Raw genomic sequence first — 22,418 nt, 5'->3', positions numbered from 1 at the left:
GAGAAGCGAGAGACGGGACGGCTTCCTCTCGCTCCTCTTCACCCGCCGTTCGCTCTCAACCGTACACCGGGAACTTCCGGCACTGTGCCGTCACCGCCTCGCGCACGCGGGCGATCACCGCCGCGTCGTTCGGCGCGTCCAGCACGTCGCAGATCCAGTTGGCCAGTTCGATGCAGTCGGCCTCCTTGTAGCCGCGGGTGGTGACGGCGGGGGTGCCCACGCGCAGGCCGGAGGTGACGAACGGCTTCTGCGGGTCGTTCGGCACGGCGTTCTTGTTCACCGTGATGTGCGCCTTGCCCAGCGCGGCCTCGGCGTCCTTGCCGGTGATCGGCTTGCCGATCATGTCGACCAGCATCAGGTGGTTTTCGGTGCCGCCGGAGACGATCTTGTAGCCGCGCGCGATGATGGTCTGCGCCATCGCCTTGGCGTTCTTCACCACCTGCGCCTGGTATTCCTTGAAGGCCGGCTCCAGCGCTTCCTTGAAGGCCACCGCCTTGGCCGCGATCACGTGCATCAGCGGGCCGCCCTGGATGCCGGGGAACACGATCGACTGCAGCTTCTTCTCGATCTCCTCGCCGGCCGGCCCCATTCCAGCATGACTCGCCACGATGATGCCGCCGCGCGGGCCGCGCAGGGTCTTGTGGGTGGTCGAGGTGACCACGTGCGCATGCGGCAGCGGGCTGGGGTACACGCCGGCGGCGACCAGGCCGGCGACGTGCGCCATGTCCACGAACAGGTACGCGCCCACCTTGTCGGCGATGGCGCGGAAGCGTGCCCAGTCCATCACCTGCGAGTAGGCGCTGAAGCCGGCCACGATCATCTTCGGCTGGTGTTCCACGGCGAGGCGCTCGACCTCGTCGTAATCGACCAGACCCTGATCGTTCACGCCGTACTGCACGGCATGGAGGATCTTGCCCGACAGGTTCACCTTGGCGCCGTGGGTGAGGTGGCCGCCGTGCGCCAGCGACATGCCGAGGATGGTGTCGCCGGGCGAAAGCAGCGCGAAATACACCGCCTGGTTCGCCTGCGAGCCCGAGTGCGGCTGCACGTTGGCGTAGTCGCAGTCGAACAGCTGCTTGAGCCGCTCGATCGCCAGCTTCTCGGCGATGTCCACGTACTCGCAGCCGCCGTAGTAGCGCTTGCCGGGGTAGCCCTCGGCGTACTTGTTGGTGAGCTTGGAACCCTGCGCTTCCATCACCCGCGGGCTGGCGTAGTTTTCCGAGGCGATCAGCTCGACGTGGTCTTCCTGGCGCCGGCCCTCGTCCGCGATGGCCTTGGCCAGTTCGTCGTCATAACCGGCGATCGTGCAGTTCTTCGGAAACATTCTGGCCTCGGCAGGTGGGGAGCGGGTTTAGCCGGAAAGTGTAGCGCTGCCGCACGGTTGCGACCACCGTCCGGCCGGGCCACCAGTCGGCCCCGGTAGCGGGCCGCAAACCGCTATAATGCACGGTTTGACGAATTCCCTTTGCCGTGGCCGCCTTGCCGGCAGCACGGTGCCCGCTTTCGGAGGTTGCATGAGTTCGCAGTACATCTACACCATGAACGGGGTCAGCAAGATCGTCCCGCCGAAGCGGCAGATCATCAAGGACATCTCGCTCAGCTTCTTCCCCGGCGCCAAGATCGGCCTGCTCGGCGTCAACGGCGCGGGCAAGTCCACCGTGCTGAAGATCATGGCCGGCGTGGATACCGACTTCCAGGGCGAGGCGCGCGCGCAGCCGGGCACCAAGATCGGCTACCTGGCGCAGGAGCCGGACCTGAATCCGGAGAAGACCGTGCGCGAGGTGGTGGAAGAAGGCGTGTCCGTGGTCCTCGATGCGCAGAAGCGGCTGGAAGAGGTCTATGCCGCCTACGCCGAGGACGGCGCGGATTTCGACAAGCTGGCCAAGGAACAGGAACAGCTGGAAAACCTGCTGGCCGCGAACGACGCGCACGCGCTGGAGCGCCAGCTGGAAGTGGCCGCCGACGCGCTGCGCCTGCCGGCGTGGGAGGCCAAGGTGGGCCCGTTGTCCGGCGGCGAGAAGCGCCGCGTGGCGCTGTGCCGCCTGCTGCTGTCCAAGCCGGACATGCTGCTGCTGGACGAACCGACCAACCACCTGGACGCCGAGTCGGTGGACTGGCTGGAGCAGTTCCTGCACGACTACCCCGGCACCGTGGTGGCGGTCACCCATGACCGCTACTTCCTCGACAACGCCGCCGAGTGGATCCTCGAGCTCGACCGCGGCCGCGGCATTCCGTGGAAGGGCAACTACACCGAGTGGCTGGAGCAGAAGGACGCCCGCCTGAAGCAGGAAGCGAACCAGGAGAAGTCGCGCCAGAAGGCGATCGCGAAGGAGCTGGAGTGGGTGCGTTCGGCCGCCAAGGGCCGCCAGTCCAAGGGCAAGGCCCGCCTGGCCCGCTTCGAGGAACTGAACTCGGTCGACTACCAGCGCCGCAACGAGACCAACGAGATCTTCATCCCGCCGGGCGAGCGCCTGGGCCAGGAAGTGATCGAATTCAAGAACGTCACCAAGTCGTTCGGCGACCGCGTGCTGATCGAGGACCTGTCGTTCAAGGTGCCGCCGGGCGCGATCATCGGCGTGATCGGCCCGAACGGCGCCGGCAAGTCCACCCTGATGAAGATGATCATGGGCAAGGAGACGCCGGACTCGGGCGAGGTGAAGCTGGGCCACACCACCAAGCTGGCCTATGTCGACCAGTCGCGCGACGCGCTCGACCCGAAGAACAACGTGTGGCAGGAAGTCTCCGGCGGCTCGGACATCCTCACCATCGGTACCTTCGAGATCCAGTCGCGCGCCTACATCGGCCGCTTCAACTTCAAGGGCACCGACCAGCAGAAGATCGTCGGCAGCCTCTCCGGCGGCGAGCGCGGCCGCCTGCACATGGCCAAGACCCTGCTGCAGGGCGGCAACGTGCTGCTGCTCGACGAGCCGTCCAACGACCTCGACGTGGAGACCCTGCGCGCGCTGGAAGACGCCCTGCTGGAATTCCCCGGCTGCGCGATGGTGATCTCGCATGACCGCTGGTTCCTCGACCGCATCGCCACCCACATCATCGCGTTCGAGGGCGACTCGCACGTGGAGTTCTTCCCCGGCAACTACAACGAGTACGAGGCCGACAAGAAGCGCCGCCTGGGCGATGAAGGTGCGCGGCCGCACCGGGTGAAGTACAAGAAGCTGGCGTGACGCCCTGCTCCCTCCCCTGCAGCGCAGGGGAGGGTTGGGGTGGGGTCGCTCTTCGTCACGCAAGATCAAAAGCTTCACCCCCTCCCGACCTCCCCCTGCGCGCAGGGGGAGGAGCAAAAGCACGGAGATTCCGATGCACTTCATGCAGTCCCTGCAGCAAGTTTGGAAAGACCACGACTCGCTGGTCTGCGTCGGCCTCGACCCGGAGCCGGCGAAGTTCCCCGCACATCTGCGTGATGCGCCGGACGCCGTGTTCGAGTTCTGCCGTGACATCGTCGACGCCACCGCCGACCTGGTCTGTGCGTTCAAGCCGCAGATCGCGCACTTCGCCGCGCTGCGCGCCGAGGACGCGCTGGAGCGGCTGATCGCGCACATCCATGCGAAACATCCCGGCGTGCCGGTGATCCTCGACGCCAAGCGCGGCGACATCGGCTCCACCGCGCAGCACTACGCCACCGAGGCATTCGAGCGCTACCGCGCCGATGCGGTGACGCTGAACCCCTACCTCGGCCGCGACTCGATCCAGCCGTTCCTCGACCGCGCCGACAAGGGCGTGATCCTGCTCTGCCGTACCTCCAACCCCGGCGGCGCGGATTTCCAGGCGCTCGATTGCGGCGGGCTGCCGCTGTACCTGCGCGTGGCCGAGACCGTGGCCCGCGACTGGAACGCCAACGACAACTGCGCCCTGGTCACCGGCGCCACCTGGCCGGAGGAACTGGGCAAGGTGCGCGCGGTGGTCGGCGAGATGCCGCTGCTGGTGCCCGGCATCGGCGCCCAGGGCGGCGACGTGGAGGCGGTGCTCCGGCACGGTTGCACGGCGGACGGCAACGGCCTGCTGATCAGTTCGTCCCGCGCGATCCTCTATGCCGGCCGCGGCGAGGATTTCGCGGCGGCCGCGCGTGCCGCCACCAGCGAACTGCGCGACACCATCAATCGCTGCCGGCGCGGCTGAGCGAGTCGCGCGCCGGCGCCACGATCAACCCGTCGCCATCTTCGCCACCTGCAACGCCTTCGTCTTCAGGTCCAGCGCATCGGCCGCATCCAGCAACGCACGCGCAAAGCTGCGCACCTCGGCCGGACGCAAGGCATACCAGTTGCCGCCCTTGCCGGCTTCGTCCAGCTTGCGGCCCGCACGGGACACGCAATGCGGCCGGAAGATCACCATGCCGGTGAGCGACTCCGAGCTGATGTCCGCCGCGACGATCTGCATGTGTGTTTCATCTTCTTTCTTCACCGAACTTCTCCCGGGCGGACATCCGCCCTTCCGCAGCTTACGCCACGAGGAGTTCGACGGTTGTCGGACTCGCGTCGCCGACTAGGCCCATGGCGATCGCCGCCATGCATCGTAACGCCCAAGCGCCGTGTCAGCGCACGCGCACCCAGTACACGCGAATGCCGTGGGCGCGGTTTCCGCACGATGCCCGTCGCGCCCGTCCATCACGATGCCCCAGGCCGAGCGCAACACGCCCGCCTGCACGCGGTCGATGCGGACCTGTTCGCCATTGGGGATGATGAAGGCCGTCTCGACCACCATCACCCCGTCGCGCTCGAACACCAGGCTTGCCAGCCTGCCCGCGCCGGCGCCCCAGCCGACGTGCAGCTCGCAGGCCACCGGCGTGAACACGCCGCGGTTGTCCAGGCTCCACCCTTCCGTCTTGGTGAGCAGCGATTGCAGGCTGGGGTCGGTCCAGTCGACGCTGTTGCCCACGGCGCCCCACGGGGACGGCTTGCCGCGGGTCATGTCCATGGCGATTCCTCGTCGCGCGCCTGCGGCCAGGGGCGGCCGGCGCGGACGCACACCGCGCCATGGCAGGCGCCGCGTCCGGACCCACCGGGATCGACATGAAGACGAACTTCGCGTGGCAGCATGGACAAGGTATCGGCAGCACCGGCCGGCGCTTGAGCCGGTATTCCGCGCCCGGCGGCCGACCGGACCGGCGCGCGCTTACTCGTCTGCCGGTTCCTGCCCCGGAAACAGCACCTCGGTGTAGCCGAACTTGCTGAAGTCGGTGATCCGCGAGGGGTACAGCCGGCCGATCAGGTGGTCGCACTCGTGCTGCACCACGCGGGCATGGAAGCCCTCGGCGGTGCGTTCGATGCGCGCGCCCCTGGGGTCGACGCCTTCGTAGCGGATCAGCGTCCAGCGGTTCACCGCGCCGCGCAGGCCGGGTACCGACAGGCAGCCTTCCCAGCCCTCCTCCATGTCCTGCGACAGCGGCGTGACCACCGGGTTGAGCAGGATCGTGCGCGGCACCGCCGGCGCCTCGGGGTAGCGCTCGCTGGTGTCGAAGCCGAAGATCACCAGCTGCAGGTCGGCGCCGATCTGCGGCGCGGCCAGGCCCACGCCGCCGGCGTCGTGCATGGTCTCGAACATGTCGGCGATCAGCGCGTCGAGCTCCACGCTGCCCAGCATCGCATCGGGCACCGGCGGCGCGATGCGCAGCAGGCGCGGGTCGCCCATCTTGAGGATTTCACGGATCATGAGGGCCTCGCCTTGAACACTGTTACCGGATGATCTGTGGTCGATGCGATGCCGGTACAAGCGGCGATGCCCATGCCTCAACAGCCAAAAGCCGGGCAAAGCCCCGTACCGATCTTGTTGAAGCCGCAAGCGGCTTCAACCGCCGAACACCTTCTTCAACAAGTCGGTGGTGCGCGCGCCCGGATTGTGGCGGATCGACTGTTCCTGCTCGCCGATGGTGGTGAACAGGCCGTCCAGAGTCTTCGCCGTCACATAGTCGTCCAGGTTCAGCGGGCTGCCGCCCCTGTTCGACTTGCCGCCGCCGAGCGCGCCCAGCGATCCCAGGGCGCCGCCGAGCGCGCCGCCGCTGCCGGAGGTGAATGCCTTGTACTTCTGGGTCACGCCGACGCTGTCGGTGGCCCTGGCCACGATCGGATGGATGCGCGCGGTCAGCGCGTCGCCGGCGACGCGGCGGAAGAAGTCGGTGGCCGCGTGGTCGCCGCCGGTAAGGATGCCGCGCGCGTCGTCCAGGGTCATCTTGCGGATCGCGTCGCCGAAGATCTCGGCCACCTGCGGCACCGCCTTCTCCGCCGCCCGGTTCATGCTCAGCTCGAACGCGTCGACCCTGGCCCCCTGGCCCAGCTCGCGCGCCAGCTTGCCGGCCTGTTCGAGTTTCCCCGGCAGCGGGATGCGCACCTTGCTGTTGTTCCAGAAACCGCCGTCGCGGCCGAGGCTGTTGATCGCATTGGTGGTGCCCTTGGCCAGCGCCTCCTTGAGGCCGGCGGCGATGTCGCTGGACGGCAGGTTGCCGCCGGGTTGCGACGGACTGGAGGCATGCGCCGACTGCTTGACCCTGTTCAGCAGGTCCTTGAACTGGCCGGAGCCGACCGCCGCGACCGGCAGGGTGGCGACAACGAGAGCGAGGCCCAACAGGCCGTGGCGAACCGGGATACGCATAACGGGTCCAGGATGGTCGGCGGGGCGGCCAGTGTAGCGCCGCGGCCTCACCGCGGCGTGACGGCGCGCAGGGGGGCTATTCGACCAAAGGCTAATACCGATCGGCCCTTTCCGGCATTGACCGCCGCCGCCGCCAGGACGACTCTTGCAGCCATCGCCGAGGAGAGCCACCCATGCAAGCTGCTGTCATACCCAAGCCCAGTCCGGCCAGCAAGATTCTCTGGGTCGCCATCGCCATCGTCGGTGCGTTCTGCCTGGGCGTGGTCGCCCTGCGCCGGGGCGAGCCGATCAATGCGATCTGGCTGGTCGCCGCTTCGATCGCGATCTTCGTGATCGGCTACCGCTTCTACGGCAAGTTCATCGAGCACTCGGTGCTGCAGCTCGACCCCACCCGCGCGCCACCTTCGGTGCTGCGCAACGACGGCCTTGACTACGTGCCCACCGACAAGTGGGTGGTATTCGGCCACCACTTCGCCGCGATCGCCGGCGCCGGCCCGCTGGTCGGCCCGGTGCTGGCCGCGCAGATGGGCTACCTGCCCGGCACGTTGTGGATCCTGTTCGGCGTGGTGTTCGCCGGCGCGGTGCAGGACTTCATGATCCTCGGGCTCTCGCTGCGCCGCGACGCCCGCTCGCTCGGCCACATGCTGCGCGAGGAGCTGGGGCCGTTCCCCGGCATCGTGGCGATGATCGGCGTGCTGGTGCTGATGATGATCGTGCTGGCGGTGCTGGCGCTGGTGGTGGTCAAGGCGCTCACGCACAGCCCGTGGGGCACCTTCACCGTGGCCGCCACGATTCCGATCGCGCTGCTGATGGGCGCCTACCTGCGCTGGTTCCGTCCGGGGCGGATCCTCGAGGTGTCGCTGATCGGGCTGGTGCTGCTGCTCGCCTCGATCTGGTTCGGCAAGATCGTGTACGACACGCCGGCGCTCGCCACGCTGTTCGACTTCGACGCGAAGACGCTGGCCTGGCTGTTGATCGCCTACGGCTTCTGCGCCTCGGTGCTGCCGGTGTGGCTGCTGCTGGCGCCGCGCGACTACCTCTCCACCTTCCTCAAGATCGGCACCATCGCGCTGCTGGCGCTGGCGATCTTCCTGGCCGCGCCGACGCTGCAGTTGCCGGCGGTGACCAAGTTCATCGACGGCACCGGCCCGGTGTTCGCCGGCAACCTGTTCCCGTTCCTGTTCATCACCATCGCCTGCGGTGCGGTCTCCGGCTGGCACTCGATCATCGCCTCCGGCACCACACCCAAGCTGCTCGCCAACGAAGGCCAGGCGCGCATGGTCGGCTACGGCGGTATGCTGATGGAGGCGTTCGTGGCGATCATGGCGCTGGTCGCCGCGGCCTCGCTGCACCCGGGCGTGTACTTCGCGATGAACTCGCCGGGGGCGATCGTCGGCACCACCGTGCAGGATGCCGCCACCGCGATCAGCCAATGGGGCTTCGTGGTGACGCCGGACGAGTTGCTGCAGACGGCCAGGGACATCGGCGAGAGCAGCATCCTCGGCCGTGCCGGCGGTGCGCCGACGCTGGCGGTGGGCATGGCCCAGCTGCTGCACAACATCATCCCCGGTGGCGGCATGATGGCGTTCTGGTACCACTACGCGATCCTGTTCGAGGCGCTGTTCATCCTCACCACGGTGGACGCCGGCACCCGCGTAGGCCGCTTCATGATCCAGGAGATCGCCGGCCTGATCCACAAGCCGCTGCAGGAAACCGAATCGTGGACCGGCAACCTGCTGGCCACCGCTATCTGCGTGGCGCTGTGGGGCTACTTCCTGTATCAGGGCGCGGTCGACCCACTCGGCGGCATCAACACCCTGTGGCCGCTGTTCGGCATCGCCAACCAGATGCTGGCCGCGATCGCGCTGATGCTGGCCACCGTGGTGGTGGTCAAGCTCAAGCGCGAGCGCTACGTGTGGGTGCCGGGCATCCCCGCGCTGTGGCTGATCATCTGCACGCTCACCGCCGGCTACGAAAAGCTGGTCGGCCCGATCAGCTTCACCGCCGCGGCGAACAAGTACGCGGCCGCCATGCAGCAGGGCAAGCTGCTGGCCCCGGCCAAGACCCAGGCCGCGATGCAGCAGATCGTCACCAACAACTACGTCGACATGCTGATGACCGGCCTGTTCATGCTGCTGGTCGTGGCGATGGTGCTGTTCTGCCTGAATGCGGTGGTCAAGGCCTGGAACATCAACCACCCGACCGCGCACGAAGAGCCCTACGTGGCGCTGAGCAGCGTGGCTGGCTGAGCGGGGGACGCCATGATGAACGCGACCTTCCAGTCCGTGCGCAAGTGGGCGGTGCAGACCGCCCGCCTGTGCTGCGGCGTGCCCGACTACGACGTGTATGTGAAGCACCTGCGCGAGCACCATCCCGAGCGCCAGGTGCCCAGCTACAGAGAGTTCTTCCGCGAGCGCCAGGAGGCCCGCTACAAGGGCACCGGCGGCCGCTGCTGCTGACCCCACCCCGCGTCGTGCAGAGGAGCCCCCCGCGGGCTCCTCTGCACGCGTGTCTTCGACAGCCCTGCCGATCCGCACTGGTCAATCGCGCGCAAGCGCGGACAATGGGCGCGGCTTACCCGTCCAGCTTCCCGCCATGCCAGAAACCAAGCCTGCCACGCTCCCGCCCACGGCTGTTCCGGCGCAGCAGCATGCCGGCCTGCGCGTCATCGCGGTCTACGAGATCATCAAGACCGCGTGCCTGGTGCTGGTGGCGATGGCGGCGTTCCATCTCGACCGCCAGCAGAACTTCGAGCAGCTGGTGCACTGGCTGGAACATCTCTCGCTGGCCGACAGCAACGGCCTGCGCTGGAAGCTGGTCGGCCTGCTGCAGGATTTCGGGCCCAGCCGCTTCGTCGCGGTCGGGGCGGTCGCGTTGGGCTACGCCGTGCTGTTCGGCGTCGAAGGCGTGGGCTTGTGGCTGGGCAAGTACTGGGCGGAATGGTTCACCGTGATCGCCACCGGCTCGCTGATCCCGCTGGAACTGTACGAAACGCTGCACCGCTTCGGCTGGCTGAAGCTGGCCACCCTGGTCGGCAACGTGGCGATCATCGTCTACCTGGTGCGCATCGCGTTGCAGCCGCGTCCGCGGCACTGACCGTCACACCTCGTGGTGCACCGCCTCGGCCGGCGGCTCGTTGCGCCGCGGCATCAGCTCGACCAGATACATCGCGGCCAGGATCAGGCCGCCGCCGAACAGCATGCGCCAGCTCACCACGTCGCTGCCGAGCAGCACCGCGAACGCGGCGGCGAACACCGGCTCGGTGGTCATCACGATCGCGGCGCGGGTGGCCGGCAGGTGCGACTGCGCCCAGGTCTGCACCAGCATCGCGCCGGCGCCGGCGATCAGCGCCATGTACAGCACGGCGAGCCAGGCGCTGCGGTCGGGCGGCAGCACCGGACCGTGCGGCGCGGTGGCAAGCAGGCAGACCGCCGCGATCGCCACCATCTGCACCGCCGACAGGCCGAACGCCTCGCCCTGCCGCGACCACTGGCCCAGCAGCACGATGTGCAGGGCGTACAACGCGGCCGATGCCAGCGTGAGCCACACGCCCAGGTCGACCGACACGCCGTTCAGCGACAGCAACGCCAGCCCCACGGTGGCGAGCGCCACCGCCAGCCACACCACGCCGGCCATGCGCTGGCCCAGCAGCAGCATCGCCAGGATCGGCGTGAACACCACATACATGCCGGTGGCGAAACCGCTGACGCTGGGCGCGATCAGCGACAGCCCCCAGGTCTGCAGCAACTGGCCGGCGCCGTAGATCGCGCCGAGCAGCAGACCACGCAGCAGGAGTCCGCGGCCGAGCCGCAGCACGGCCCGCGGGAACAGCAGCAGCATCGCCAGCGCGGCGACCACGAAGCGGACGGCCAGGAAATCCGCCACCGGCATGCGCCCGACCACGTCCTTGATCAGCACGAAGGTCGAACCCCACACGGCGGTCAGCGCCAGCAGGCCGAGCGTAGCGAGGGTGGTCGTGGCGCGCGGCGTGCTCAAGGGATCGATCGCGAGTGGAGAAGAACCATGGGGAGAGAGAGTCGCGGCTTTGCCGCCGGCAGGCAAGGGCGCGGCACCCGCTTCGCGCCCGGCCTTCCCTCCGCGCCCCCCGTCACCCGCTGCGCACCCTGCGCCACAACTGCCCGGGAATCTTCAGCAGGAAATGCGTCCAGATGCCCAGCCACACCACGGCGGCCACCAGCGGATTGCCTGCGGCCGGGTCGTGCTTGCGGAACCAGCGCCACATGCCGCGGTGCTTGTGGCGGCTGACGAACACCGGCCGGTGCCGGCTCGAGCTGCCCTTGCCGTGCTGCACGCGGACGTCGCCGGCCAGCAGCACCTGGTAGCCGAGGTTGCGCACGCGGCGGCACAGGTCCAGATCCTCGCAATGCAGGAAGTATTCCTCGTCGAAGCCGCCGAGGCGCTGGAATATCTCGCGCGGCAGCAGCATCGCCGCACCCGACACCGCCTCGGTCTCGATCACCTCGGCCGGAATGTCCCGCGCCATGTTGATCCGCTCGCCGGGGCGGCCGAGCAGGCTGTTGAGCGCGCGCCGCAGCAGCGGGTCGCGACGCCACGAGGCGGGATCGGGGCGACCGTCGGCATCGCAGACCACCGCACCGACCAGCCCCACCTTCGGCCGCTCCTCCAGCACGGTCAGCAGCCGCTGCAGTTCGTCATCGCGCACCAGGCAGTCGGGATTGAGGATCAGCAGCGCCCGCCCGTGCGCCTGCTTCGCGGCGAGGTTCACCGCCGGGCCGAACCCCAGGTTGCGGTAGTTGTAGATCGCCCTGAGGCGCGCGTCGTGCGCATGGGCGCGCTCGATCGCCTCAGGCACGCCGTCGCGCGAATCGTTGTCGACCAGGATCAGTTCCAGCGACAGCGTGCTGGCCAGCACGCCGCGCACGCACTCGCGCAGGGTCTGCCCGCTGTCGGCGGAGACCACGATCACGCTGAGCGCCACCGCGAATGGCGAACGATGTGGGGAAGCGGAGTTCACGATGCAAGTATGCGCGGAGATGCGCGACGGGAGAACCGTTTGCGGCGATGCCCGCAAAGAAAAGGCGGCTCACGCCGCGGCTTCACGCACCGTCCACATCGTCTTCGCCCAGCACCGCCGACAAGGCCAGCGGCATGTCGCCTTCGCGACGGGCCAGCCACGGCTGCCCGCGGTGCCAGCCGACGAGTTGCCAACCGCGCAGCCAGTGTTGCCGCTCGCGTCGGCGATCCCACAACAGCACGCCGCGGTCGCGACGCAGGCGCGCCACGAACCAGCGGCCGCACGGACTGAAGGCCGCCTGCGGGCCGACATCGTCGATGCGGGTGCCCGCCGCGAATCGATAGCAGTTCGCGCGATAAACCACGCGGCCGCCCAGCGGATCGAGCAGCTCGCCGGCTCCCGCCAGCCACCGCACCGGTTGCAGTTCGATGATTTCCGCGGGGGGGCCGATCGGCGCCATCGCCAGTTCGGGCCAGTCGGCGGAGGAAGCCGCCGCCGGCGCACGGCGCACGTCGCGATCGAGCCATGCCTCCAGCCCGGCCAGCAGGGTGTAGCCGGCCAGCGCACCCAGCAGGGCCGCACCCCAGGCGAACGCATCGCCGCCCAATGCACGCTGCAGCGCGAACAGCACGCCGGGCAGTCCCCAGCCCAGGCCGCGGCGGATCAGTGCGGCATGTGCGTCCGCCAGCCGGTACTGCAGCAATACGACGCTCGCCGCCAGCGCCAGCAGTCCCGGCAGGCCGAGCCACCACGGCATTGCGGCCAGCACGACCAGCCAGGCCGCCCGCGACAGCACGGCGCGCCATGGCGGTGCGCGGCGCCGGGCCATCGCTCAGCGCCCGGCGCCGCGATGGCCGGTCAGCCGCACCATACGCGGGCGTTGCGGAACATGCGCATCCACGGCGAATCCTCGCCCCACTGCTGCGGATGCCAGCTCAGCTGCACGCTGCGGAATACCCGCTCCGGATGCGGCATCAGGATCGTCACGCGGCCATCGGCGGCGGTGAAGCCGGCCAGGCCGCCCGGCGAGCCGTTGGGGTTGAGCGGAAAGTTCTCGGTCGGCTTGCCGCGGTTGTCGACGAAGCGCACCGCGCCGTTCGACTTCGACGGGCTGCACGCATGCGGGAAGCTGACCCGGCCCTCGCCATGCGCCACCGCCACCGGAATGCGCGAACCGGCCATGCCCTTGAAGAAGATGCTCGGCGATTCGAGCACCTCCAGCGTGGCCAGGCGCGACTCGTACTGCTCCGACGCGTTGCGCAGGAACTTCGGCCAGTGCTGCGCGCCGGGGATGATCTCCTTCAGCTGCGACATCATCTGGCAGCCGTTGCACACGCCCAGCGCGAACTTCGCCTCGTCGGCGAAGAACGCCGCGAACTGCTCGCGCAGCATGTCGTTGTAGAGGATCGAGGTGGCCCAGCCGCGGCCGGCGCCCAGCACGTCGCCGTAGGAGAAGCCGCCGCAGGCCGCGAAGCCGCGGAAGTCGGCCAGCTTCACGCGCCCGCTGGCCAGATCGGACATGTGCACGTCGACCGCCTCGAAGCCGGCGCGGGTGAACGCAGCCGACATCTCGACCTGGCCGTTGACGCCCTGCTCGCGCAGCACCGCGACGCGCGGCCGCGCACCCGTGCCGATGAACGGCGCGGCGACGTCCTGCGCCGGATCGAAGCTGAGCTTCGGGCTGATTCCCGGATCGGCGTCGTCCAGCCGCCACTCCAGTTCGGCGTCGGCGCTCTGCGGGTTGTCGCGCAGGCGCTGCATCGCGTGGCTGGTTTCGTTCCACGCCTTGAACAGCGTGCTCCAGTTCCACTTGAACAGGGTCTCGTCGCCAAGGAACAGCTTGATGCCCAGCTTCTCCTTGGGCCGGCCGATGCGGTGGCAGATGCCGGCCAGGCCGTGCTTGACCACCAGCGCCTCGAACGCCTCGCGGTTCGCTTCGGCCACCTGCACCACCGCACCGAGTTCCTCGTTGAACAGCGCGCGCAGGGTCGCTTCGGCCCAGCCGTCCAGATGGATCTCCAGGCCGCAGTGGCCGGCGAACGCCATCTCCAGCAGGGTGATCAGCACGCCGCCGTCGGAACGGTCGTGGTAGGCCAGCAGCAGGCCGTTCGCATTCGCCTCCTGGATCAGCTCGAACAGCGCGCGCAATCGCTTCGCGTCGTCCAGGTTCGGCGGCACGCCGCCCGAACGGCCGAACACCTGGGTCAGCGCGGAGCCGCCGAGGCGGCTGCGTCCGGCGCCCAGGTCGATCAGCCACAGCGCGGAGTCGCCGCGGTGGAGCCGCAGTTGCGGGGTGAGCGTGCGGCGCACGTCGTCGATGCGGGCGAAGCCGGTGATCACCAGCGACACCGGCGACACCGTGCGCTGCGCGCTGTCGCCGTCCTGCCACACGGTCTGCATCGACAGCGAGTCCTTGCCGACCGGAATCGAGATGTCCAGCGCGGGGCACAGCTCCATGCCGACCGCGTGCACCGCGTCGAACAGCGCGGCGTCCTCGCCGGGATGGTTGACCGCGGCCATCCAGTTCGCCGACAGGCGGACCTCGCCGAGACTGGCGATCGGCGCGGCGGCCAGGTTGGTGATCGCCTCGCCCACCGCGAGCCGCGCCGCGTCGGCGCTGGAGAGCAGGGCCACCGGTGCGCGCTCGGCCATCGCCATCGCCTCGCCGGCGTAGCCGTCGAAGTCGACCATGGTCACCGCGCAATCGGCCACCGGCACCTGCCACGGGCCGACCATCGGGTCGCGGTGGTTGAGGCCACCGACAGTGCGGTCGCCGATGGTGATCAGGAAGCTCTTGCTGCCCACCGTCGGCAGCCGCAGCACGCGCAGCAGCGCCTCGTCCATGCCGATGCCGGTGAGGTCGGGCAGCAGGTCCACGCGCGGCTTGTGCCGGCTGGCGTCGCGATGCATCCGCGGCGGCTTGCCGAACAGCACGTCCATCGGCAGGTCGATCACGGTCAGCTCGCGGCGCGGGTCGGTCACCAGCAGCCGGCGCTCGGCGGTGGCGTCTCCGACCACGGCATGCGGGCAGCGCTCGCGTCGGCACATCGCCTCGAACGCCGGCAGGTCCGCCGGCGCGATCGCCAGCACGTAGCGCTCCTGCGATTCGTTGCTCCACACCTGCATCGGCGACAGCGAGGGGTCGTCGCAGGGAACCTTCGACAGGTCGATCACGCCGCCGACGCCGGCGTCGTTGAGCAACTCGGGGATCGCGTTGGACAGGCCGCCGGCGCCGACGTCGTGGACACTGACGATCGGGTTGGCGTCGCCGCAACGCCAGCAGGCGTCGATCACTTCCTGGCAGCGCCGCTCCATCTCGGCGTTGTCGCGCTGCACCGAGGCGAAATCCAGCTCCTCGCTCGACGCACCGGACGCCACCGACGAGGCCGCGCCGCCGCCCAGCCCGATCAGCATCGCCGGGCCGCCCAGCACGATCACCTTGTTGCCCGGTTGCACCGCGCGCTTGAGCACGTGGCCCGGGCGCAGGTTGGCCAGCCCGCCGGCCAGCATGATCGGCTTGTCGTAGCCGCGGCGCAGGCCGGCTTCGCCGGTCTCGTGCTCGTAGCTGCGGAAATAACCGCCCAGGCAGGGCCGGCCGAATTCGTTGTTGAACGCGGCCGCGCCGAGCGGGCCGTCGCGCATGATTTCGAACGCGCTGGCCATCCGCGGCGGCAGCGGGCGGTCCACTTCCCACGGCCGCGGCAGGCCGGGGATGCGCAGGTCGGAGACCGAGAAGCCGGTGAGCCCGGCCTTCGGCTTGCCGCCGCGGCCGGTCGCGCCCTCGTCGCGGATCTCGCCGCCGGCGCCGGTGGCGGCGCCCGGCCACGGCGCGATCGCGGTGGGATGATTGTGCGTCTCCACCTTGATCGCGTAATCGATGCGCTCTTCGTGTTCGCGCCACACGCCATCGGCCGGGTCGGCGAAGAAGCGCCGGCCGGCGCTGCCCTCGATCACCGCCGCGTTGTCCGAATAGGCGGACAGCGTATGCGCGGGCGCCTGCTGGTGGGTGTGCTTGATCATGCCGAACAGGCTCTTATCCTGTTCCACGCCGTCCACCGTCCAGCTGGCGTTGAACACCTTGTGCCGGCAATGCTCGGAATTCGCCTGGGCGAACATGAACAGCTCGGCGTCGGTGGGGTCGCGGCCGAGTTCGGCGTAGCGGTCGGCCAGGTACTCGATCTCGTCGTCGGCCAGCGCCAGGCCCAGCCGCGCGTTCGCCGCCGCCAGCGCGGCCCGCGGGTCGGCGCCTAGCGCCACGTGCACCAGTTCGCCGGGCGAGCCGGCCAGGAACAGGCCTTGCGCGTCGTCGATGCGGATCAGCACCGACTGCGTCATCGCGTCGTGCAGCACCGCCATGACCGCCGCATGGTCCGGCGCATCGGCCGGCGGCAGGCCGACCACCAGCCAGGCCAGGCCACGCTCGACCCGGCGCACGTCGAAACCGGCGCCATGCAGGATGTCGGTGGCCTTGCTCGACCACGGCGAGATCGTGCCCAGCCGCGGCACCACCCACAGCGTGGCCGGCTCCGGCGCGACGACGTCCTTCGCCTCCAGCACGGCCAGCAGGCGCTGACGCAGCGCGCCCTCGGGCGCCGTCTCGGCATCGATGAAGTAGACGAACCACGAAGCCTGCACGCGAACGCCCCGATGCAGGGCATCGAGGCGGGCATTGAGGCGTTCGAGGCGGAACGGCGAGAGGGCGTTCTGCCCGTCGAGTACGATCATGCGGGGAACGAAACTGTGCGGAGGAAACGCCCATTCTACCCTATGCTGCAATACGGCATTGGCGATCCGGCGCGCACACCCCCGGACCGGGCGCAAGCGGGCCTCAGCCGCCCTGCTTCAGCGCCTGCAGCAGCTGCTCCGGAGTCACGTAGCCGCCCAGCATGCGGCCGTCCGGGCCGTAGATCGACGGGGTGCCGCTGACGCCCAGCTTCACGCCCAGCTCGAACTGGTCCTTGACCGGGTTGGCACAGGTCGCCGGCGCCGGCGCACGGCCCTCCTTCGCGGCGCTGAACGCGGCCTTGCGGTCCTTGGCGCACCACACCGAGACCATCTCGGTGTAGGTCGGCGTGGGCCGCCCGGCGGTGGTCACCACGCCTTCGCGCGGCCACGCCAGGTATTCCACCGCGATGCCGGCCTTGTTGAACGCGGCGACGTGCTCGTGCAGCGCGCGGCAGAAGCCGCAGTTGACGTCGGTGAACACGGTCACCGTGTACTTCGGGTTCGGCGGTGCGAACACGATGCGCTCGGACGCCGGCACCTTGGCCAGTTCGACCTTGCGGAAACGCGCCCAGGCGTCGTCGCTGACGTTCTGCTTGCGGCTGAGGTCGATCACGTCGCCGTGCATCGCGTACTTGCCGTCGGTGCTGACGTAGAGCAACTGGCCGGCGGCGATCACCTGGTAGAAGCCCGGCATCGGCGCCGGCTCGATCGAATCGACCTGCACGTTCGCCGCCAGGCTGTGGATCGCCTGGCGCACCATCCGCTGCGCCGCCGGCGTCACCGCCGGGGCGGCGACCGGCGCCGCATCGTTCTCGGCGGCGCATGCGCTCAGCGAAAGCCCGCCGATGCACAGCGCCAGCAACAGTTTTTTCAGCATCACCAACCTCGTTCGATCCGTGGCCGGCGCATTCACCGGCGGCAGACGCGCATTCTCGCACAGGCGGCTGAACGCCATTCGGCGCACGATGCCGCAGAAGCCGATGATCGCCGCCCGCTTCGACGGTAGATTTTCGCCACACAGCTGCCTGCAACGGCCCGGCGGAACCGCCCGGCCCCTCCCTACAGCCTGAACCGCCCGGCGGAATCCTCGCGATCATCTGCGCTCCCAACGTGCTGACCCCCGAAGAACTCGGCGTGATACGCGGCGAACTCCAGGGCGCCTCGTTCGTCGACGGCACCAGCACGGCCGGCTGGTCGGCGCGCGAGGTCAGGAAGAACCTGCAGGCCGCCATCAACACCGAAGGCCAGGCCCGGCTGCAGGACATCGTGCGCGGTGCCTTCCTGCGCAATGCGATGCTGCAGACCTCGATCCTGCCGGCCGCCACCACGCAGGTGCTGTTCAACCGCTACGACGTCGGCATGCAATACGGCCCGCACGTCGACGCCCCGGTGATGGGCGGCCTCGGCAGCGCGGTGCGCACCGACGTGGCGATCACGCTCTTCCTGTCCGACGCCAAAAAGCTACGCCGGCGGCGACCTGGTGGTGGAGAACAACCGCGTGGAATACGGCTTCAAGCTGGAAGCCGGCTCCGCCATCGCCTACCCGGCCAACTCCCTGCACCACGTCACCCCGGTCACCCAGGGCGCGCGTCATGCCGCGATCATCCGGGTGCAGAGCCAGGTACGCGACACCGCCAGGCGCGAGCTGCTATGGGACCTGGACAACGCCAAGCGACAGATCTTCGGCCGCGAAGGCAAAAGCGCCACGTTCGACGTCATCAGCAAGTCGCGTGCGAACCTGCTGCGGAAGTGGGCGGAGGTGTAAATCACCAGGTCGTTGCAAGCCGGGTTCGATGCCTGCAACCTGCCGGCTCGGTCAGCGGACGAACGGGGCCGCTTCGGAAACTCGCACCGGGACAACCGGCAACGGCAATTCATCCAGGCTGGCGGCCAGTTCGATGCTGCGGCGGGTGGCCGCCGCCACGGCATGGGCGGCGATGCGTGGCAGGTTGTCGGCGGTGAAGCTTTCCAACGCCGCCTGCGTGGTGCCATGGGGCGAAGTCACTCGCTGGCGCAACACGGCAGCCGCCTCATTGCTCCCTACCAGCATGCGGCCAGCGCCGAGACAGGTCTGCGCCGTCAGCGCTTCGGCGATATCGTGCGGCAGCCCCTGCGCCACCGCGGCATCCACCAAGGCTTCAACCAGCGCAAAAAAATAGGCCGGGCCGGAGCCGGACAATGCGGTAACCGTGTCCATCTTCGCCTCGTCCTCGATCCATCGGGTCATGCCTACCGCATCCAGAAGGCCCTGCGCCTGTAACCGCTGCGTGGCACTTACCTGGCGATTGGCGCACAGACCGGTGGCGCCGGCGTTGATCAGGGCTGGCGTGTTCGACATGCAACGCACGATCGGCAGGTCGCTCCCAAACCAGCGCTCCAGTTGGTCGATGCGCACACCGGCGGCTATCGAGATCAGCAATGGGCGGTTGCGCTGCAAGGTGTCGTGAAGCCCCGCATGAATGGACGGCATGATCTGTGGCTTCACGGCCAGCAGCAACACATCAGCGTGCTCGGCAGCCAACCGGTTTTCAGCGTAACTGGCTACGCCGAATTCGCGCTGCAGCTCCTGCCGCGCCTCTTCGCGTGGCTCGGCGACGCTGATGGCAGAGGCGTGCATGCCGGTGTGCAGCAGGCCGCCGATCAGGCTGCGTGCCATGTTGCCGCCGCCGATGAAGGCGATATGAGTCATGCCGATCTTCTCCTGCATGCTGAGCAAATGATGGTCGCCCGGGCTGGCTGCAGTGAACTCCCGAACGCCGCGAACAACGTGCACGCGCACCCTGCGCCCCCACCTCCGGGGGCAGCGCGGCGAAGGCGAATCAATGCACTGGCATGGTGCCGGATCCAGCGCGCTCGCCCGAAAACCATTGGGGTGCGAGCGGCCTGACCTGCGGATAGATCTCGTCCAGCGTGTTCGCATCGTACAGACGGCCATTCTTCATGACCTGCGCGATGGCAAGCGTGTTGCGGATGTCGTCGAGCGGGTTCTTGTCGAGGATCACCAGATCGGCATATTTGCCTGGCGCAAGGCTGCCAATCTCATCCTGCCGCCCGATCGTTTCGGCCGAGCCCATGGTGACCGCCTGCAGCACTTCGTGCGGCGTCATGCCGCCAGCGGCGTAAGCCTGCATTTCCCAGTGAATGCCGAAACCCGGCACTTCGCCATGCGACCCCACGCCCAGCAAGCCACCCGCGCGCTGCACCTTGGCCGCGCCCTGCGCGATCGCGCCAAAGAAATATTCATCCGGGGCGTACCAGTGCCGCCGCGAGAATTTCTTCTCGGCGAGCTGTGGCGGGGAGAAATGCGCCAGCTTCGGCACGTCCTGCGGCAAGTCGCGCTCGATGAAATAGTTCTGCGCTGGCGGGCCACCATGCGAAATCTGCAAGGTCAGCGTGTAGCTCACGCGCGTGCGCGCCAGCAGTTCGATGACGTCCTTGTACAACGGCGCCGCGGTCAGCGAGTGCTCGTTGCCGGCGAACCCATCCATGATCTGGGTCAGGTCCAGCTTCATGTCGAGCGCGCCTTCGGTGGTCGGCTGTATCCCCAGCTCATGCGCGGCCATGGCCACCCATTGCCGCGTGCGACGGTTGCCGGTGCGGTACTCCTTGAGGTTGCGCGTACGGAAGTGGTCGACGTAGCGCGACAGCACGTCCCTCACCTGCTGCAGGCTGGTGAACTCGTTGTAGGAAAAAATCGCCGGGCCGGTGGAATACACCCGCGGCCCGAGCGACAGGCCCGCATCGAGCAGATCCTGGTAGGCCAGCATGTCGATACTCAGCGGCGAGGGGTCGAGCCCCGCTGTCTTGCCGTAGGCAAGGTCGGTGAGGAAACTCCAGTTCTGCAGGTCGAGCACGCCACGACGCACCTCGGCCCAGTGATCGTGGGTATCGATGAAGCCGGGCACGATGAATTTGCCGTCCACCTCGCGAATGGTCGCGCCGGCGGGAATCTGCACCTGGCCACGCTGGCCGATCGCGGCAATGCGATTGCCGGCGACCACGATGTCGGCGTTGGCGATGACTTCGTCGCCGCGCATGGTGACGGCCGTCGCGCCACGCAATACCAGCGTGCCATGCGGTACATCGCGCGGCACTTCCACCCTGACGGGAAAGGCTTCGACGCCATCCTTGCCGGGCTGCGGCCGCGCGCCGCTGCCGACGGCACCGGCACGATCGAGTGCGACAGCCGCCAACGGCTGGCGATAGAAAGTCGAGCCGACCGCCCAGGTAATCGTCTTGCCGCCGTCGGCCCAGCCGAGGAAGTCGGCACCCACGCTGGTGAGCTTGCGATGCTCGACGGGTGGCGTGTCGACGTCGAGCGTCCGCGCGCCGCCTTCGGGCATGCGCAGCAGATAAAGCTGTTCGGCGATTTGCGCCAGCAGCCATTTCCCGTCGGGGCTGACACGCAGGTCATCGACCGGTACGCGACCTTCCTGAAAATAGAACCCCGGCCCGGTGACAGAGACCAGACGGTGCCGACCGGTGCCATCGAGCTTGACGGCATTCAGGCCATCGTCCATCAGCACGGCTACCGTCGAGCGATCGGGGGTGAAATGCGGCACGCCACCCATGCGGTCGCTGGCGAGCAGTTTCACCGGGTCACCCGCCAGCGGAAGCAGGATCAGGTCGGCCTGGCGCAGCGGCCCATATTCCATGTAGGTGTGCATGCGCTCGTAGTTGCTGGAGCGCTGCGCCACGATGGATTTTCCGTCCGGGGTGAACACCGGGTTGGTGTAATAGGCCGCCGCGTGCGTAAGCGCCCGGGGTGCGCCACCGTTGGCGTCGACCTGCCAGATCTGTCCGGCCTCCTGCGCGGTCCAGCTGATGTACACCACGGATTTCCCGTCCGGCGACCACGACGGCTGGAACGCCGCGACGCCCGCCGGAGAAAGCGCATGCGGCCGGGCCTGCGCCGTCAGCTCCATCGTGTACACGCGACCCAGCGCGGAGAACGCGATGCGCTTGCCGTCCGGCGCGGCTACTGGCGCCTGGATCAGGCGCGCCGACACGGGGCCGGTACCATCCCTGAACGAGTGCCGCAGCGACGGCCCGATGTCCAGGTCGACCTGCGCCTGGAACGGGATCACCGTGGCCTGGCCGCTGGCCAGGTCGATACGATGGATCTTCCCCAGGTAGGCCGCGATCAGCGCACGCCCGTCCGGCGTGAACGCATAACCGGGCACCGTGTCGCGCGTGGCCATGCCTTCCTGCACATCGTGCTGGATCGGATAAACCAGCAGGCGATCGCTGCCACTGGTCAGGTCACGCACACGCAGACCCGTCTTGCCGTCGTGGCGCGCGGCGTATACTAGCGTGTTGCCGTCCGGTGACAGGGCCGGCCGCATCGCGCTGCCCTGCGCGGTGACGATCGTGTCGTCCTGGCCGGTCTGGCGATCCAGCCGATGGATGCTCCACATCGGCAGGACCATGTCCTCGTCGAAGGTACCGTAGCGACCGGCAAAATAAAGCGAGCGGCCATCGCGCGAGGCGACCGCCCCGAGCGCACTGAAGCGCTGGTCCTTGGGCTGCGCCGCATAGGTCTTGGCGTGGGTGACCTGCTCGCCATGGCCATCGCCATCGACGGCGTAACGCCATAGCTGAAACGCGGTCAGGTCGGCGCGAAACTCGGATACATAGATCGAGCGGCCATCCGCCGACCAGGTCGGCGAGGTGAACACGGTGTTGTCGTCGCGCGCGGAAATCCGCCGCACGTGCGTACCGTCGGCATCGGCGATCCAGACGTTTTCGTTACCGGACCGGTCGCTCACGAACACGAGGTGCCTGCCGTCCGGCGCGAAGCGGGGCTGCGAATCAAACGGCAGCCCGTGCGTGATCGCCTGCGCCTTGCCACCACGGATGTCCATCCGGTACAGGTCGCCGAGCAACTCGAACACGATGCTGCGGCCGTCCGGCGACACGTCGAGCGATATCCAGGTGCCCTCGTCCGTACCGAAGCGGATGTGCCGGGCTGGCACCAGCGGCAAGCCAACCGTGCTGGCAGCCGCTTGCGCGGGGCCACTCGCAGGCGGGGCTGCCGCGACAGGACAGGCCACGACGGCAACCGCAGCCAGCAACAGGATCCCTTTCCAGTTCATGT

General features: G+C 68.5%; 19 protein-coding genes. 6 read left to right on the top strand and 13 right to left on the bottom strand.

Annotated features, from left to right (window positions below; genetic code table 11):
* Nucleotides 1–55 precede the first annotated feature (55 nt).
* Nucleotides 56–1,324 carry a serine hydroxymethyltransferase gene (glyA, locus tag AC1Q5A_RS04335; protein ID WP_492698667.1) on the bottom strand — a complete coding sequence of 423 codons (1,269 nt, stop codon included), beginning with the start codon at nucleotides 1,322–1,324 and terminating at the stop codon, nucleotides 56–58.
* 190 nt (nucleotides 1,325–1,514) lie between these two features.
* Between glyA and ettA the strand changes: the two genes are divergently transcribed.
* Together ettA and pyrF are read left to right on the top strand one after the other, a co-directional pair.
* Entirely contained in the window at nucleotides 1,515–3,182 is a 1,668-nt protein-coding gene (gene ettA / locus AC1Q5A_RS04330; protein WP_492698665.1) for an energy-dependent translational throttle protein EttA, read from the top strand.
* Between the two features lie 133 nt (nucleotides 3,183–3,315).
* On the top strand, nucleotides 3,316–4,134 hold the full coding sequence (gene pyrF / locus AC1Q5A_RS04325; RefSeq protein ID WP_492698660.1) for an orotidine-5'-phosphate decarboxylase: 819 nt from the start codon (nucleotides 3,316–3,318) through the stop codon (nucleotides 4,132–4,134).
* Nucleotides 4,135–4,158: 24 nt separating this feature from the next.
* On the opposite strand, the gene AC1Q5A_RS04320 is transcribed toward pyrF, so the two are convergent.
* The 4 genes from AC1Q5A_RS04320 to AC1Q5A_RS04305 all read right to left on the bottom strand — a co-directional run bounded on the left by AC1Q5A_RS04320 (nucleotide 4,159) and on the right by AC1Q5A_RS04305 (nucleotide 6,600).
* Nucleotides 4,159–4,392 carry a hypothetical protein gene (locus AC1Q5A_RS04320; protein WP_492698658.1) on the bottom strand — a complete coding sequence of 78 codons (234 nt, stop codon included), beginning with the start codon at nucleotides 4,390–4,392 and terminating at the stop codon, nucleotides 4,159–4,161.
* A gap of 105 nt (nucleotides 4,393–4,497) precedes the next feature.
* Complete coding sequence (locus AC1Q5A_RS04315; RefSeq protein WP_492698656.1) at nucleotides 4,498–4,929, bottom strand: hypothetical protein; 432 nt, start codon at nucleotides 4,927–4,929, stop codon at nucleotides 4,498–4,500.
* A gap of 198 nt (nucleotides 4,930–5,127) precedes the next feature.
* Entirely contained in the window at nucleotides 5,128–5,664 is a 537-nt protein-coding gene (gene def / locus AC1Q5A_RS04310) for a peptide deformylase (RefSeq protein WP_492698654.1), read from the bottom strand.
* A 135-nt stretch (nucleotides 5,665–5,799) separates the two neighbouring features.
* On the bottom strand, nucleotides 5,800–6,600 hold the full coding sequence (locus tag AC1Q5A_RS04305) for a DUF4197 domain-containing protein (protein WP_492698652.1): 801 nt from the start codon (nucleotides 6,598–6,600) through the stop codon (nucleotides 5,800–5,802).
* A 173-nt stretch (nucleotides 6,601–6,773) separates the two neighbouring features.
* Between AC1Q5A_RS04305 and AC1Q5A_RS04300 the strand changes: the two genes are divergently transcribed.
* The 3 genes from AC1Q5A_RS04300 to AC1Q5A_RS04290 all read left to right on the top strand — a co-directional run bounded on the left by AC1Q5A_RS04300 (nucleotide 6,774) and on the right by AC1Q5A_RS04290 (nucleotide 9,696).
* Nucleotides 6,774–8,849, top strand: a complete 2,076-nt coding sequence (locus AC1Q5A_RS04300; RefSeq protein ID WP_492698650.1) for a carbon starvation CstA family protein — start codon at nucleotides 6,774–6,776, stop codon at nucleotides 8,847–8,849.
* Between the two features lie 15 nt (nucleotides 8,850–8,864).
* Nucleotides 8,865–9,059 carry a YbdD/YjiX family protein gene (locus tag AC1Q5A_RS04295; RefSeq protein WP_114344853.1) on the top strand — a complete coding sequence of 65 codons (195 nt, stop codon included), beginning with the start codon at nucleotides 8,865–8,867 and terminating at the stop codon, nucleotides 9,057–9,059.
* Nucleotides 9,060–9,195: 136 nt separating this feature from the next.
* Nucleotides 9,196–9,696 carry a DUF2127 domain-containing protein gene (locus tag AC1Q5A_RS04290; RefSeq protein ID WP_492698647.1) on the top strand — a complete coding sequence of 167 codons (501 nt, stop codon included), beginning with the start codon at nucleotides 9,196–9,198 and terminating at the stop codon, nucleotides 9,694–9,696.
* A gap of 3 nt (nucleotides 9,697–9,699) precedes the next feature.
* Here AC1Q5A_RS04290 and AC1Q5A_RS04285 read toward each other — a convergent pair whose 3' ends face one another.
* From AC1Q5A_RS04285 to AC1Q5A_RS04260, 6 genes are all read right to left on the bottom strand, one after another.
* Nucleotides 9,700–10,596 carry a DMT family transporter gene (locus AC1Q5A_RS04285; protein WP_492698645.1) on the bottom strand — a complete coding sequence of 299 codons (897 nt, stop codon included), beginning with the start codon at nucleotides 10,594–10,596 and terminating at the stop codon, nucleotides 9,700–9,702.
* Between the two features lie 112 nt (nucleotides 10,597–10,708).
* Nucleotides 10,709–11,596: a glycosyltransferase family 2 protein gene (locus AC1Q5A_RS04280; protein ID WP_492698642.1), complete on the bottom strand. Its 888-nt coding sequence runs from the start codon at nucleotides 11,594–11,596 to the stop codon at nucleotides 10,709–10,711.
* 82 nt (nucleotides 11,597–11,678) lie between these two features.
* Nucleotides 11,679–12,425: a hypothetical protein gene (locus tag AC1Q5A_RS04275; protein WP_492698640.1), complete on the bottom strand. Its 747-nt coding sequence runs from the start codon at nucleotides 12,423–12,425 to the stop codon at nucleotides 11,679–11,681.
* Nucleotides 12,426–12,454: 29 nt separating this feature from the next.
* Nucleotides 12,455–16,321 (bottom strand): phosphoribosylformylglycinamidine synthase, encoded by a 3,867-nt coding sequence (gene purL, locus AC1Q5A_RS04270; RefSeq protein WP_492698638.1) that lies wholly within the window; start codon nucleotides 16,319–16,321, stop codon nucleotides 12,455–12,457.
* A 103-nt stretch (nucleotides 16,322–16,424) separates the two neighbouring features.
* Nucleotides 16,425–17,198: a DsbC family protein gene (locus AC1Q5A_RS04265; protein ID WP_492698636.1), complete on the bottom strand. Its 774-nt coding sequence runs from the start codon at nucleotides 17,196–17,198 to the stop codon at nucleotides 16,425–16,427.
* Between the two features lie 182 nt (nucleotides 17,199–17,380).
* On the bottom strand, nucleotides 17,381–17,686 hold the full coding sequence (locus AC1Q5A_RS04260) for a hypothetical protein (protein WP_492698634.1): 306 nt from the start codon (nucleotides 17,684–17,686) through the stop codon (nucleotides 17,381–17,383).
* Between the two features lie 118 nt (nucleotides 17,687–17,804).
* On the opposite strand from AC1Q5A_RS04260, the gene AC1Q5A_RS04255 reads away from it, so the two are divergent.
* Nucleotides 17,805–18,086 (top strand): hypothetical protein, encoded by a 282-nt coding sequence (locus AC1Q5A_RS04255; RefSeq protein ID WP_492698632.1) that lies wholly within the window; start codon nucleotides 17,805–17,807, stop codon nucleotides 18,084–18,086.
* A 51-nt stretch (nucleotides 18,087–18,137) separates the two neighbouring features.
* Here the strand turns inward: AC1Q5A_RS04255 and proC are convergent, their stop codons facing one another.
* Nucleotides 18,138–19,010, bottom strand: coding sequence for a pyrroline-5-carboxylate reductase (proC, locus tag AC1Q5A_RS04250; RefSeq protein WP_492699059.1), 873 nt, complete (start codon nucleotides 19,008–19,010; stop codon nucleotides 18,138–18,140).
* 130 nt (nucleotides 19,011–19,140) lie between these two features.
* On the bottom strand, nucleotides 19,141–22,416 hold the full coding sequence (locus AC1Q5A_RS04245) for an amidohydrolase family protein (protein WP_492698630.1): 3,276 nt from the start codon (nucleotides 22,414–22,416) through the stop codon (nucleotides 19,141–19,143).
* Nucleotides 22,417–22,418 lie beyond the last annotated feature (2 nt).

This window comes from Rhodanobacter sp. GW835-FHT13D09 (assembly GCF_058793995.1).
Note: the sequence above shows the minus strand (reverse complement) of the source record. Positions and strands in the feature narration are given on the sequence as shown.

What these genes read in the sequence shown, in the direction of transcription:
- glyA (WP_492698667.1), bottom strand. Translation starts at nt 1,324, where the DNA reads ATGTTTCCGAAGAACTGCACGATCGCCGGTTATGACGACGAACTGGCC.
- ettA (WP_492698665.1), top strand. Translation starts at nt 1,515, where the DNA reads ATGAGTTCGCAGTACATCTACACCATGAACGGGGTCAGCAAGATCGTC.
- pyrF (WP_492698660.1), top strand. Translation starts at nt 3,316, where the DNA reads ATGCACTTCATGCAGTCCCTGCAGCAAGTTTGGAAAGACCACGACTCG.
- AC1Q5A_RS04320 (WP_492698658.1), bottom strand. Translation starts at nt 4,392, where the DNA reads ATGCAGATCGTCGCGGCGGACATCAGCTCGGAGTCGCTCACCGGCATG.
- AC1Q5A_RS04315 (WP_492698656.1), bottom strand. Translation starts at nt 4,929, where the DNA reads ATGGACATGACCCGCGGCAAGCCGTCCCCGTGGGGCGCCGTGGGCAAC.
- def (WP_492698654.1), bottom strand. Translation starts at nt 5,664, where the DNA reads ATGATCCGTGAAATCCTCAAGATGGGCGACCCGCGCCTGCTGCGCATC.
- AC1Q5A_RS04305 (WP_492698652.1), bottom strand. Translation starts at nt 6,600, where the DNA reads ATGCGTATCCCGGTTCGCCACGGCCTGTTGGGCCTCGCTCTCGTTGTC.
- AC1Q5A_RS04300 (WP_492698650.1), top strand. Translation starts at nt 6,774, where the DNA reads ATGCAAGCTGCTGTCATACCCAAGCCCAGTCCGGCCAGCAAGATTCTC.
- AC1Q5A_RS04295 (WP_114344853.1), top strand. Translation starts at nt 8,865, where the DNA reads ATGAACGCGACCTTCCAGTCCGTGCGCAAGTGGGCGGTGCAGACCGCC.
- AC1Q5A_RS04290 (WP_492698647.1), top strand. Translation starts at nt 9,196, where the DNA reads ATGCCAGAAACCAAGCCTGCCACGCTCCCGCCCACGGCTGTTCCGGCG.
- AC1Q5A_RS04275 (WP_492698640.1), bottom strand. Translation starts at nt 12,425, where the DNA reads ATGGCCCGGCGCCGCGCACCGCCATGGCGCGCCGTGCTGTCGCGGGCG.
- purL (WP_492698638.1), bottom strand. Translation starts at nt 16,321, where the DNA reads ATGATCGTACTCGACGGGCAGAACGCCCTCTCGCCGTTCCGCCTCGAA.
- AC1Q5A_RS04265 (WP_492698636.1), bottom strand. Translation starts at nt 17,198, where the DNA reads ATGCTGAAAAAACTGTTGCTGGCGCTGTGCATCGGCGGGCTTTCGCTG.
- proC (WP_492699059.1), bottom strand. Translation starts at nt 19,010, where the DNA reads ATGACTCATATCGCCTTCATCGGCGGCGGCAACATGGCACGCAGCCTG.
- AC1Q5A_RS04245 (WP_492698630.1), bottom strand. Translation starts at nt 22,416, where the DNA reads ATGAACTGGAAAGGGATCCTGTTGCTGGCTGCGGTTGCCGTCGTGGCC.